8 protein-coding genes are annotated in these 13519 nt (G+C 39.0%); 4 read left to right on the top strand and 4 right to left on the bottom strand.

Annotated features, from left to right (window positions below; translation table 11 throughout):
• Window positions 1-76: 76 nt before the first annotated feature.
• The gene (locus ACYVHJ_RS16110; RefSeq protein WP_460516627.1) at window positions 77-3466 is read left to right on the top strand and encodes a SusC/RagA family TonB-linked outer membrane protein; all 3390 of its coding nucleotides are present in this window, start codon (window positions 77-79) and stop codon (window positions 3464-3466) included.
• Window positions 3467-3488: 22 nt separating this feature from the next.
• Entirely contained in the window at window positions 3489-5168 is a 1680-nt protein-coding gene (locus ACYVHJ_RS16105) for a RagB/SusD family nutrient uptake outer membrane protein (protein ID WP_460516624.1), read from the top strand.
• A gap of 678 nt (window positions 5169-5846) precedes the next feature.
• Here ACYVHJ_RS16105 and ACYVHJ_RS16100 read toward each other — a convergent pair.
• The 4 genes from ACYVHJ_RS16100 to ACYVHJ_RS16085 form a co-directional block, all read right to left on the bottom strand.
• Complete coding sequence (locus ACYVHJ_RS16100) at window positions 5847-7145, bottom strand: LTA synthase family protein (protein ID WP_339903505.1); 1299 nt, start codon at window positions 7143-7145, stop codon at window positions 5847-5849.
• Window positions 7146-7314: 169 nt separating this feature from the next.
• Window positions 7315-8478, bottom strand: coding sequence for a DNA-binding transcriptional regulator (locus ACYVHJ_RS16095; RefSeq protein ID WP_339903504.1), 1164 nt, complete (start codon window positions 8476-8478; stop codon window positions 7315-7317).
• Between the two features lie 3 nt (window positions 8479-8481).
• On the bottom strand, window positions 8482-9729 hold the full coding sequence (locus ACYVHJ_RS16090; protein WP_460516620.1) for an MFS transporter: 1248 nt from the start codon (window positions 9727-9729) through the stop codon (window positions 8482-8484).
• An 83-nt stretch (window positions 9730-9812) separates the two neighbouring features.
• The gene (locus tag ACYVHJ_RS16085; protein ID WP_460516617.1) at window positions 9813-10670 is read right to left on the bottom strand and encodes an ROK family protein; all 858 of its coding nucleotides are present in this window, start codon (window positions 10668-10670) and stop codon (window positions 9813-9815) included.
• Between the two features lie 490 nt (window positions 10671-11160).
• Here ACYVHJ_RS16085 and ACYVHJ_RS16080 point away from each other — a divergent pair, with 490 nt between their 5' ends.
• A complete protein-coding gene (locus tag ACYVHJ_RS16080; RefSeq protein WP_460516613.1) occupies window positions 11161-12411 on the top strand; it encodes a purple acid phosphatase family protein in 1251 nt (416 codons plus the stop codon).
• Window positions 12408-13514 carry a sialidase family protein gene (locus ACYVHJ_RS16075; protein WP_460516610.1) on the top strand — a complete coding sequence of 369 codons (1107 nt, stop codon included), beginning with the start codon at window positions 12408-12410 and terminating at the stop codon, window positions 13512-13514. The genes ACYVHJ_RS16080 and ACYVHJ_RS16075 overlap by 4 nt, the downstream gene beginning before the upstream one ends.
• Window positions 13515-13519 lie beyond the last annotated feature (5 nt).

Raw genomic sequence — 13519 nt, 5'->3', positions numbered from 1 at the left:
AAAAAGGACAAGGTTTGGATAATAACTTCCAATTAATCAATACAATAGAAAACTGAACATGCAAAACAATTAACTTATGAAAAAACATCGTACTAAAAAAATGATGAAGTGGATGGTGCCACTTCTCTCGGTAGGTATTATATCTACCGGATCAGTACTGGCGGAAGCCAATGGACTCTCTGAGATGAGGAGTTCCTTAGGAGCTGCTACAGAATTGGAGGAGATGGTTGCAATAACTATCAACGGAAAGGTTACTTCCACAGGAGATGATTCAGGCTTACCTGGAGTAACTATTTTGGAAAAAGGAACAAGCAATGGAACGGTAACGGACATTGATGGATCATATAGTATTGACGTAGCCGGACCAAATTCAGTTTTGGTATTCTCTTACGTTGGCTTTGAAAGTCAAGAAGTTACTGTAGGTAACCGAACAAGTGTCAATGTGAGTATGGAAGAAGCAGCTACTGCTATGAATGAAGTAGTTGTAACTGCATTGGGTATCAAAAGAGACCAACGTTCTTTGGGTTACGATGTGTCTACTGTTTCAGCTGAAGACATTACACAAGTGTCCCAAGAAAACGTTTTGAGCTCTCTCGCAGGTAGAATGCCTGGTGTAACCATCAATCAGACCAGTGGGGCAGGTTCTTCAATTAGTATGGTGATAAGGGGAGCCTCTTCACTTACTTCTGATAACCAACCATTATTTGTAGTTGATGGTGTTCCTATGTCGAACTCACTAAATAATAACAGGGAAAATGGAAATGGTAATCAGGTCGATTATGGAAATGCTATTTCTGATATCAATCCTGATGATATTGCAGATATCAGTGTCCTTAAAGGACCCAGTGCTGCTGCTTTGTATGGTACTCGAGCCGGTAATGGTGTTGTAATCATTACGACCAAATCCGGAAGCAAAGGAAAAAGCATGGGTGTATCTTTCTCTACGAGCAACGTATTTGAAAGACCATCCAGACTGCTTGATTTTCATTACAAGTATGCCAATGGTAACAGAGAAGGTGTATTTAACGACGGATCAGCCTATTGGGGTGGACCAGAGTTGGATGCAGGAAATATGGCAGAACAATGGAATAGCCCTGTAGATGAAAACGGAAACGTGATTCCTACTGAATTAAAATCTTATCCTAATGCCATGAAAGATTTCATGCAGACAGGAATAACTTCTAATAATAACCTTGCAATAAGCGGAGGAGATGATAAGGCTACTTACCGAGTTTCTTATGGTAATATGGTGCATCAGGGGATGATCCCTAATTCTGATTTATTTAGAAATAGCATTGCTGCTTCTGTTTCTTACGATGTTTTGGAAAACGTCACTTTGAACACCAATTTTAACTATACAAACAGTAAGTCGAATGATCGGCCTAGTACCGGTGATAGAAGAGGTAACCCACTTGAAGCTATCTATGCATCTTCATATATAGACTTTGAGCAAATGCGTGATATTTGGGTGCCTGGACAGGAAGAGATTCAGCAGGTAAGGACTCCTAATGGAGACAATCCTTATTTTATAGCTTATGGTATTCAGAATGCATTCAGAAGGGACAGGGTGTATGGAAATGTTTCTTTAGACTATAAAATCTCTGACAATGTGAATTTCATGGCAAGGTATTCACTGGATCGTTCTGATGAAAACAGAGAAACCAAGATTCCTTATAGCTACAGTAGAATGGCTAAAGGCGGATATTATAACTCTGACCTTTTGAATCAAGAGTCTAATGCTGACTTCTTGTTAAGCTATAACGATGACTTTGGTAAATTGGATTTCAATGCTTCTGCCGGTGGTAATATCATGAGCAGAATGGGAACCTCAGCAAATATAGGTGTTGGTGGAGACAGAAATAATGGGCTTGTTGTACCCGGTATCTACAATGCACAAAATATTCCTGCTGAAAACAGATCGGTAAGCAATTCATACTCTGACAAAAGAATTTATAGTATTTATGGATTGGCCTCGTTTGGTTATGCTGACCAATTGTATTTGGATTTGACAGCAAGAAATGACTGGTCTTCTACGCTTCCTTTGAATAATAACTCTTATTTCTATCCTTCTGCTTCCTTAAGTTGGTTGGCCAATTACACACTCAACCTTCCAGAAACAATTGATATGTTAAAGGCCAGAGTAGGTTGGGCAAAAGTAGGTAATGATACCAGCCCATACAGATTGGTTCAAAATCTTTCTACCGGTACTTATAACTCTATCAATGTAGCTTCCTTAGGATCTGGTATTAATAACCCTGATTTCCTACCGGAAGAGGCTACTTCTATTGAAGCCGGTATAGATTTGAATATGTTTGCCAATAAGTTGAGGTTTTCCGGAACTTATTATGTGATCGAAAACAGAAACCAGATCTTCTCTGTAAATCTTCCTCGTTCTTCAGGATTCAGCAGCAGGCTGATCAATGCCGGTTTGATCGAAAGTAAAGGTATTGAGCTTAGTCTTGGAGGTACGCCATTGGACAGAAATGGTTGGAAAATGGATGTAGATTTTAACTGGAGTAGAAACAGGACCAGCGTATTGGAACTTGTAGAAAACTTTAACAGAATCACCCTATGGAGTGATAATGGTGGTGGAGCGATTACTTTCTTAGGAGAGCAAATTGGAGACCTTTACAGTAGAGGATTTGTACAAGTAGAAGATCCTTCTTCTCCTTATTACAAATGGCCTGTATTAAGCAGTGCCGGAGAATGGCAACGATTGTCTGCAGATGAAGACCTTAGAAAAGTTGGTAACTTCAACCCTGACTTTATTTTAGGGATGCAAACAGGACTAAGTTACAAACGCTTTGTATTGAATGCTAGCTTTGACTGGAGACAAGGTGGTGAGTTCATGTCTTTCACCTACAGATATGGAGAGTCTGATTGGAAATCACAAAGGCAATTGGATAACCTGATCCCGGGAGGCAACTATTCTGAAGATGAACTGGTGGCGCTGTTAAAATCAGATCCGGAAAAATATATCATCCCAGAACCAGGTAATTTCCCTAGAGTTGGTGGACATACTGCAGAAACAGGTGGTTTTGCAATTGATGAAAATGGATCTGACGGAGCTTTTGTGCCAGGTGTGATTCAAACTGCCGGAGCTGATACACCGGATAACTATGCAGATGATGTATATGAGGAGCACTTAGGTGGATCCGGTACCAATATCTACCCAATCACCAATACTTACCCATGGAGCTTTAATGAGCAAGTAACTTTTGATGCTTCTTTTGTGAAATTAAGAGAATTGTCTCTAGGTTATAAAATCCCTAATTTTAGTGTATTCAGAAATGCGACATTCTCTGTATATACCAGAAATATAATTTTGTGGACAAAAGCAGATATAGGTATAGATCCTGAAAGAGCTTTCAGGGCTTCTGGTTCTTCTTTCCAACAAGGAATTGAGCGTCAAAATGTGATGCCGTGGAGTATTCCTGTAGGGTTCAAGCTCAATTTTAATCTTTAAAAAAGTCCTTAATTTGCATATCATGAAAAATTTATTTGAATTTAGAAAGATAGCCGTATTTCTCCTGGGACTTATTTTGGTCACCGGTTGTGATGACCAACTCAGTGAGATCAATACCAATCCATATGGTATTGACCCGGCCAACGCCAATCCAAACCTTTTGATGCCTTCGGTATTGTCATCTTCTGCCCAAAGCTACCTTGGTTTAGGCTTTAATGACCTTGCCGGTGCCATGCAATACACGCAGAAAAATGGTTGGTACAGTAGTCATAACAATTATGAATGGGTATCCAAAAGTTGGACGGGATGGTATGATATCTTAAGAACCAACAATTTGATGATTACCAGAGGTGAAGAAATGGACAATGCCTTCTTCCAAGGAGTAGGCCTCACCATGAAGTCTTTTGCTTTTGGTAATATAGCTGACCTTTGGGGGGACGCACCATATATGGATGCCTTAAAAGGTGATCAGGGAAGCGATCAATTTCAATTCCCTAAATTTGATAGCCAGGAAGTGATTTATGATGGCATTATTGCAGACTTGCAATCCGCTGCCAATTTACTTTCTTCAGCATCCAATGAGGGAGTTACTAGTGGGAATGATCTCCTTTATGGGGGAAATATCGATAGTTGGAAAAGATTTACCAACTCACTATTGTTAAGGTATTATATGCGGTTATCTGAAAAGAAACCGGATGTAGCCAAAGCTGGAGTGGAAGCTATTTATAGCAGTGGTATTTATATTGAAAGCTCTGATCAGGATGCTACTTTGGATTATACAGGTGGAGCCAATGACATTTGGATAACACGTCATGTAAGACTTAATCCTGATGATTTTCAAAGATATCAAGCATGTCAGACTTTCATTGATCAGCTAACCATGACCAATGACCCTAGGCTTCCTGTATTCTTTGACTCTGTAAGGGTACAATGGGTAGAAGATGAGACCCTTAGCGTTGCGGCAGAAGACTTTATCAGAGCAAACGGTGAGCCTATAGAGTCTATCTATACCTTTGATCAGTTTGAAGAGGAATATGCAGATGTGAAGTTTACCCGGCACTTTAACCCAAACATGGCGGATTATAATTCTGATCTTTACGTAGGGTTACCACCTTCTATCCTTACGCCTGAATCTTACAATGGAAACCCGATTCCGGGTCAGGGAACACAAAACCTACATGTTTCCCAATTGGATCCTTACTATGCTACGGCTGGTCAGGCAGGAGATATCCTTCAAGCCAGAATCATCTCTGCGGCTGAAGTTAGCTTCATCTTTGCTGAAGCGGCATTAAAAGGATGGAATGTGGGAGATGCTGAAATGCACTACAACATGGGGATAGAACAGTCTCTGGAAGCTTGGGGTAAAAGCGACATGTATGAAGAATTTATTGCCGAAGTGGCATTTGATAATTCTATGGAGCAGGTATTGACCCAGAAATGGGTGGCCAACTGGTCCAATGGTACAGAAGCTTTTGCTGATTACAGAAGAACCGGATATCCTGATCTAGAGGCTGGTCCATTGTCTCCTCAACCTCAGGTAGCCATCAGATTCCAATATGGTAATGATGAGTACAACAATAATACAGACAATATAAATGCTGCATTGAATAATCTGGAAGTCACCGAATTTTCCGGTAACTTTGGTGCTGACAGCCAATGGTCTAAACCATGGTTATACCAAGGGACAAATAATCCTTTTTAAAAAGCGGATACTCTGTTTATATAAAATCCCTGCTGGTTCCAGCAGGGATTTTTTTTGCCTATTTTTTAACCCGAGATATACGATCCATTGCAACTTCGTTATTCCATTTAACAATTCTGGTGAATAGTCCTAGTTTTTTCTTCAGGGCTTCTATTAGTCAAGTGATCCCAACTAGACCTCATGTCTTTTCAATCTTTGTGAAATTACGCTTAAATATAAAGGCAATGATTTAACGGGCTAAATAGCCTTTGAGAAAGATTTTGAATTTGTTCAATTGTATTAATCTAGCGAAGTAGTGAGCGAGGCAACGGTTGACAAATTCAGTGCGATTAAACACCATCAAAAAAAAAAGGTTCCGGGGCTAGACATGAGATAAGTGATAATTATCCAATTTTGACTTATAACAACTAAAAAAAGGCCGGAAAAAAATTCCGGCCTTTCCGATAAATGAAATTATATTTTGAAGTAAATTATGCTTCAAACTTTATTGATTGCTGAAATTGCTTCAACTTCAGAAGCATTAGACCAACTGCCGTAGTGAGATTTATTGCCATTTTTGTTAATTATAAGAATCTCATAGAATCATCTGGTTTTAAGCAATATCTTTCCGCACGTTTTCAGTTTAATATAGGAACTATTCTAACATCTAAATTTATCGCTTAATGCTTGCTATGCACATTAAAGCCATTCAAACCTCTTGTGTGCATTTCCGATTTCCCCATGACTATTGATAAGAATAAAGGCCAGCAATATAAAAAAGGCCAACATCAGTAGCAGGATCTTTGTCCAAGTGTTGGTTTTAGCAGGACGGGGAATAAAATGCGCTTGACTACCCGGGATCAGAGCAAGTATGATCACAAAGTTCACAATATACAAGAACTGCTCAATTCTGTAAAAACTTAAAAACGATCCTGTAAGTAGTATGGTGTAAGCAATATAAGACCCAAAATAGCTAATAAATAATAAGGAAATTTCCTTCTTAGTAAAAGCGGTATTTTCAAGCTTCTTTTTTCCTGAGCTAATTTTCATCCAATAGATAAAAAGAACTAAAACGATAAATAAAGCAATTAATTGAACCACAAGCCTCCAAGTTTCCGGCTGATTTACAATCGTAGCCAATGTTTCGGTATTGTCCTTCATTAAAAATGATTGATGCCAAACAAAGAATGGAATTAATAACAACAGCCCTAAGGTTGGAATGATCAGGTTAGTGGAGGTAAACCTTGTGTTTCGATTTTCTACTTTCCATGAAGAGGTAAATGTGCCATAAGCCATGCCTATTCCACCAAAAAAACCAAGTGAATATTCCATTACATTCCACATGTTAAAAGGTATTTGTGCTACATTTCCTAAAACTTGAAGGAAATTTCCGAAGGCAAACCCAAACCCACCACCTAGGCCTGCATAAATAGCGACCCTTAAAGCACTGAATTGCTTATTCCTTGAAAGGAAATAAATTAGTGCCAAGCCGGAGCCTGCACATATGCCCCATGCCTCTGACCTTGGAGGAGTCATCGCGAAACCCAACTGCTCCACCATAAGGAAATAAAAAATCAGCCCCCCCACTGCCATTTCTACCACCAATTGATGCCATTTTACTTTTTTCTCCGGGTTGTCTGCTAGGGCAAGCCCAAAAAGTCCACCACCTACTAATCCATACAGCCCACCAACGATAAAAAGACTAAACAGACCGTAATAAACGTTAAAAAACTCAGTCCCCTTGCCATAACCCACAAGAATCCCGTAGCTCATCATACCTCCAAAACCCCAGCCCACAGCTCCTGCAAAAGCTGCTTTAATTGCTTTGTTATACCAATCTTCTCTTTTGGCCAGCATAATCACACTCAAGCAACCAATACCGCCCGCCCAGGCAGCACCCTGTTCGTGCCCAAACTGTCCACGTATGGCCCATGCGGTAGCCAGAGACATACCGACAATAATAATTGATAGAATGGTTTTTTTATCTAAATGTTTCATAATTGGGAAAAGAATAAAGGTTGAAGATATTTCGGATATGTTTTTATAGTATACCTTAGGGAACTAAAAAGTACCATTCAAAATAATGGCATTATATGAACGGTTGTGAGGGATTATTTGGTGGTGTATTGGGTAGGAGATATTTTTGATGGCAAAGTGAGCGGAAGACTTATTTCCCAGCAAGGTACCGCTTTCTGTATTCTATAGGATTACATCCTTTTACTTGCTTGAATTGCCTAGCAATGTTTTTGCTGTCATTTAAGCCCAGGTCCATGGCAATCTCAAAAACAGTTTGATCTGTTTCAAGAAGTTTTTGGGTAAATTTTTCTATCCGGAGGTTAAAAATATATTTGTAAATGGGGTAGCCTGTAATTTGCAAAAAACGCTTTTCAAGACTTCTTCTGGAAAGGGGTACTTGTTTTACTACTTCTTCTACCTGAAGGTTTTTCTCAATATTTTTATGGATATATTTCAAAGATGAAGCGATATGGTCATCGTTGGTTGCATAAATATCTGTAGACTGCCGGGTGATGACTTGGGTAGGTTTCACTCGGATATCATAAAAATTTGATGCACTGGTTTGGATCATTTGCTCCATTAACTTGGCAGTATCATAGCCCCCTTTTTCTATATCCAAGCCAATGCTAGATAGTGGAGGATCTGATAATTCACAAAGCATTTCATCATTATCAACCCCCAAAACAGCAACTTCTTCAGGAATCCGGATTTTATTTTGCTTGCAAGCTTCGGTAATGTGTAGCCCTTGGTTGTCATCACATGTCATGAGGGCAATGGGTTTTGGCAAAGACAATAGCCATTTGCTCAAAGAGTTACTCTTGTAGTACCACAAATCTGTAGAACGGGATTTTCTGTGCTCAAAGTAATTTACTTTGTAGCCCATCGCATTGATCTTCTTTTCAAAACCTTCTGCCCGTTCCCTGGACCAAACGATATCATTGAAACCGTAAAAGGCGAAATTCTTAAAACCTTTTTTCAGAAAGTAAGCGGCTCCCATCTCACCGGCTTCGTGGTAGGCACCTGTAATATTCGGAATTTCTGTAAACCGCTCTTTAAAATCCTGTGCAACTACCGGGATCTTTGAGTCGACGAGGAGGTCCAGGTCAATTTCGTTGTACAATTGACCAATGATTCCATCTGCTCCCCAGTCTTTGGCCCAGTCGAGTATACCCTTAATACCAATCGTTTCCCTATAATAAAGGGGCATTCGGCAATAGGACCAAGGCCCCTGCTCAGCAGAATATTTTGATATTCCTTTTAATAAACTCTTACTGTACTCTTCGGCAAAATCCAAGAGCAAAATAATTTTATACATTTTTTACTTAAAGATATCCTTCAAACTTTTGGTAGCATTGGTGACCAATGGTTTGGCCCAAATGCCAATGCTTAAGATGTATCCTAAAGTAATCAAAAGAAACAACATGGACAATTTAAGCCCTACAAGTTCTGCCAATCCACCGATTATCAAAGGAACAACTGCTCCTCCTGCAATTCCCGTACATAAAATCCCTGAAAAGGTTCCGTGGTGTTGAGGTACGGAGTTGAGTGCCAGAGAAAAGATTATGGACCACATAACAGAGGCAAAAAAACCGGTCAATGGAAAAGCGATTAGTGCCACATTTGCCGGACCAAAAAGGCCAGCTAATAAAGCCAAAATGGCTCCACCTGTAAAGAAAATCAATACGGTTCGGCTATCAAGAAACTTAAGCAAAACAAGGCCTAATAAACAACCTACAGTTAACAAGCCCCAAAAGTAGGAAATAACAATGGCCCCTGTAGTTGATGGATCTATGCCATGATAAGACTGAAGGAATTTTGAAATCCAGTTGGCAATGCCTTGCTCCGTTCCTACGTAGCAAAAGATACCAAGAAAATACAACAGCACGAACTTATTGGCCAGTAGCTCTTTGAAAGCCACACCCACGTCAATTTTCTCATCCTCTTTGAGTTCCACTTTTGGGAACTTAGCAAAATAGATGATGATCACCATCAAAAAAGCGATGGCAGCAAAGACCCAGTACAAGGAGACCCATTTCAGGTTTTCTGGAACCATAGGGTTTAAAAATGAAAAAATTAAGGAATTGTCTGAGGTATGAATATTGGTAACCAAATAGCTATAAAGCATTGGGCTAAGAAAAGAAGCAGCACCAAAAGCAAGTTGCCCCATAACAGAATTAAAAGCAAAATGCTCCTCTCCTCCAGCAGTTCTAAGTAGGGGATTAATAACTACTTGTAAGACTGCCATTCCAATGCCAATGATAAACAGAGAAGTCAAGGCAATGGTAAAGCTTGGAATAAAAGCAAATAGCAATGCGCCAACAAATGCCATGGTAAAGGCAAAGATCAGCATTTTCTTTTCTTTGTATTTTTCCACCAATATTCCGGATGGAATGGACATCACTGCATAAGCCACAAAAAAAGCAAAAGGTAAAAAACCTGCAAGTCCTATACTTAAGGTGAAACTATCAATGATATCAGGGATGATAGGTCCAAGGATATTTGTAAGGAATGAAATGACGAAAAAAATCAATAATATGAGGGCAACTATGAGTGTGTTTTTTTTCATGTCATTAAATTGTTAAGCGTAGCAATTTTATTCTATTGTTAAATTAGGAGGTTTTTTGGCAAAAAGAGCAGAAATGGCGATAATTAAATCGCTTTATTGGTGGCATTAACAGGCAAATCTACTAGGGCAGCGGCTCCCAGTAAAGCAATGTCTTCGTTTTTAGTCAAGTGAATTTTTAATTTTTTAAATGATTCAGGATAGATAAAATCACTGAAACTTTCACGCATGGCTTTCTCAAAAAATGGATAGGCATTTGCAACTGATCCACCAATTACAATTGCCTGAGGATCATAAGTATACATGACCACTTGTACTGCAGCTCCAAAATGCTGACCAAAGGCTTTCCATTGCTCCAAGGCTTCTTTTTCACCATTTTTGGCAGCAGTAAAAGCATCTAATGCGGTGGTTTGGTATTCTGCGCTGAAGAAATTTCCACTGGCATAGTATTCTATATTATGGTTAAGGTAGGGGAGTAATCCAATTTCACCGGCGCCGCAGTTTACTCCGGCATAAAGCTTATTTTTGATAATAATTCCCGATCCTAATCCTGTACCAATTGAAAGGCCTACCATATTACTATAGTCTTTTCCTTTTCCAAATTTATGCTCTCCTATCGCAAAACAGTTGACATCATTGTTGACGAAGACCGGAAGTTTAAATTCCTGTTCAAGAATGTCCTTTAGTGCTACCTTTTTCCAGGAGGGTATATTGGTTACATTGTATACAATTCCTTTTTCCACATCCACCACTGATGGCACACCTATACCAATCCCCTCTACTTCATGGGCAGTAAGTGGCTTAATGAATTGCTTCACCTGGTTAAGTGTAGAATGAAGGTCATTTTTTTCTTTCAGAAGAGCTTTGGTCTTGTGAATGATTTTTCCTTCATGTTCAATACCTACCTGTATTTTTGTTCCTCCTAAATCTATTCCTATGTTCATTGTATTAAGTCGGGTATTTTTTAAAAAAAATCAACGACAAATATATCTCAACTTTACCCTTTTAACAACCGAAAATGGAAGTTTTAGGAAAAGTTAACCTTTAATAACTATCTGAAAAACAGTGAATAATCAAACTATATATTTGTTTAGATTCTAGTGATATACTTGAAAAGGTTCGTTAGGGCTATTTGAGAGCAATTGTTTTTTTAATAGTCCGAAACTGAAAATAACTGTAATGTATTTGATGGATTGAGAAAACAGATAAATTACAGTGGGATTAAAGAAATATTTAATATTGTGAAATCTTAACCGGATAATATATCTTGAATAATCAATCTATTTTTATAGGTATAAATTTGTAGTAGCCCTTGAGAAATAGATAAAGTCATTGGTATTACTAAATAGTCTTATATATAGTACATAATATAGTGCTTTAAGATTATTTTTTTTCTGAAAAAGTAAAGCGACAATTAACAATAATCCTTAGATAATGAAATTACGAAGTAAAAAAGCCCTTATTTTTATTTGCTTTTTATCACTATTGGGTCTTTTCGTGGGCCCTTTAAGTGCGCAGGAAGAACCCAGTGGGATTTATCTGACCTGGGAAAAGGATCCTACCAGTACAATGACAATTGATTGGCATCTCAAAACAAATACTACGCAGACATTATTTTATCGTAAAAAAGGAGAGGAAGATTGGAGAAAGAAAAGTGGACAAGTAACTAATTTCCCATTTTCTGACCGTAAAATACACCGGGTCTTTCTTTCAGGGCTCATGGCCGATCAAGCCTATGAAGTTAAATTTGGAAGCCATGAAAGGGTTTATTACTTTAAAACCATGCCAAAGGAGATTTCCAGAAATCCTATCAAGTTTGCGATAGGAGGAGATACCATGCATGACCAAAAGGTAATGGAAAAAACCAACCTTCAGGTTTTGCCTTACAATCCTGATTTTATAATCATTGGAGGAGACTTGGCTTATGCCAATGGTGACGGAAAAAATGTAAAAAAGTGGTATGCCTGGTTTGAGGCTGTAAAGAATACATTGATACAAGAAGATGGGCGGATGATTCCTATCATGGTAGGCATAGGTAACCATGAAGTCAAAAGTGGCTTTGATGAGGAATCCATTCCGGAAAATTTGAAGGTTGAAAAAAGAAAAGAAAGCGCTCCATTTTACTATAATCTTTTTGCCTTCCCCGGACAGCCGGGCTATGGGGTGCTGGAGTTTGGCAATTACCTTAGTTTTCTCTTTCTTGATTCAGACCATACCAATGCTATCGATGGCCCACAAAAAGATTGGCTTGCCCGTGAACTGGCCCTTCAAAAAGAAAAAAACACTTCTCATGTAATGGCCATTTATCATGTGCCGGCTTACCCTTCTGCCAGGTCTTTTACAGGGACCACTCAGACGATGATTCGAAATCATTGGGTACCTTTATTTGAAAAATCCAGTATGAATTTGGCCTTTGAAAATCATGACCATGCGTATAAACGAACCTATCCAATAAAAGACAATAATGTGGATGAAGACGGGATCGTTTATATAGGTGATGGGTCTTGGGGTACCAAACCCCGAACCGTGCATGAAGCAGCAAGTACCTGGTATTTAGAGACCTCTCAATCGGTAAGAGCTTTTACGCTTGTTACCCTTCAGGGCAAAAGTTTTAACATTATTACAGTAGATGAGGATGGAAACATCATCGACAGTTATCCAAATAATCCATTAATAAAACCATGAAAAATTACCGAAAATTACTAAGCTATTCTTTTCTCTTATCGCTATTGATAATCAGTGCGGCTTGCAGTGGAGGAGATAAATCCAAAGCAGTTGTAGAAAAAGAGGAAGTTGCAGTTCAAGAAGCAAAGCTTACCACTGAAGAATATGAGCATATTTTTGGTGAGGATAGACCTTTTGCCCAGTGTCATGCTTCCACCATTACCGGTTTAGGTGATGGGAATTATTTAACCGCATGGTTTGCGGGATCCCATGAAAAGCACAATGACGTTGGAATTTGGGTGTCTAAAGGTAAGGCCGGAGCTTGGAGTGAGCCGGAATTATTGGTAAAAGTAAGAAATGAACCACACTGGAATCCTGTTTTATTCAATGCACCCGACGGTAAAGTATATTTGTATTTTAAAGTAGGAAAGGAAATTGACTATTGGGAAACCTGGGTGCAATACACTGAAGATGGAGGAGAAACTTGGTCTGAAGCAAGAGAATTGGTGCCGGGAGATAAAGGTGGTCGTGGTCCTGTAAGAAACCATATGTTGGTTTTATCAGACGGAACTTGGTTGGCGCCTGCCTCTGATGAGAAAAATAAAGTATGGACAGTATTTGTTGACCGATCTGAGGATGAAGGAAAAACCTGGAATGCCACAGATAAATTGGATATGGATCGCTCAGTAATTACAGGAGAAGGAGTAATTCAACCAGCCCTATGGGAGTCAAAACCTGGTCATGTACACATGTTGATGAGAAGTAGCTCAGGAAATATCTGTAGGTCAGACTCAGAAGATTATGGTAAAACATGGTCTGAGGTTACCGAAATTGAATTGCCCAATAACAATAGTGGAATTGATGTTGCCCATATAGAAGAGGAGAAAATTGCTTTGATCTATAACCCTGTTGCTGAGAATTGGGGAGATAGATTCCCAATTTCCATTGCTGTTTCAGAAGACAATGGAAAAACCTGGCCATTGAAATTTGAGATAGAAAAAGGAGAGGGTGATGATGAGCTTTCTTATCCTGCGATGTTTTATGAAGATGGTCATCTTGTTGCCTGCTATACCTGGAACCGAGAAACGGTTGCTTTTTGGAAAGGGAAACTTGATGGTATTTAAAATTT

Source organism: Cyclobacterium sediminis, from assembly GCF_054781075.1.
Note: the sequence above shows the minus strand (reverse complement) of the source record. Positions and strands in the feature narration are given on the sequence as shown.

Excerpts from the sequence above, each read along its gene's own strand:
- ACYVHJ_RS16100 (WP_339903505.1), bottom strand. The coding sequence starts at position 7,145 with ATGAAACATTTAGATAAAAAAACCATTCTATCAATTATTATTGTCGGT.
- ACYVHJ_RS16090 (WP_460516620.1), bottom strand. The coding sequence starts at position 9,729 with ATGAAAAAAAACACACTCATAGTTGCCCTCATATTATTGATTTTTTTC.
- ACYVHJ_RS16105 (WP_460516624.1), top strand. The coding sequence starts at position 3,489 with ATGAAAAATTTATTTGAATTTAGAAAGATAGCCGTATTTCTCCTGGGA.
- ACYVHJ_RS16110 (WP_460516627.1), top strand. The coding sequence starts at position 77 with ATGAAAAAACATCGTACTAAAAAAATGATGAAGTGGATGGTGCCACTT.
- ACYVHJ_RS16075 (WP_460516610.1), top strand. The coding sequence starts at position 12,408 with ATGAAAAATTACCGAAAATTACTAAGCTATTCTTTTCTCTTATCGCTA.
- ACYVHJ_RS16085 (WP_460516617.1), bottom strand. The coding sequence starts at position 10,670 with ATGAACATAGGAATAGATTTAGGAGGAACAAAAATACAGGTAGGTATT.
- ACYVHJ_RS16095 (WP_339903504.1), bottom strand. The coding sequence starts at position 8,478 with ATGTATAAAATTATTTTGCTCTTGGATTTTGCCGAAGAGTACAGTAAG.
- ACYVHJ_RS16080 (WP_460516613.1), top strand. The coding sequence starts at position 11,161 with ATGAAATTACGAAGTAAAAAAGCCCTTATTTTTATTTGCTTTTTATCA.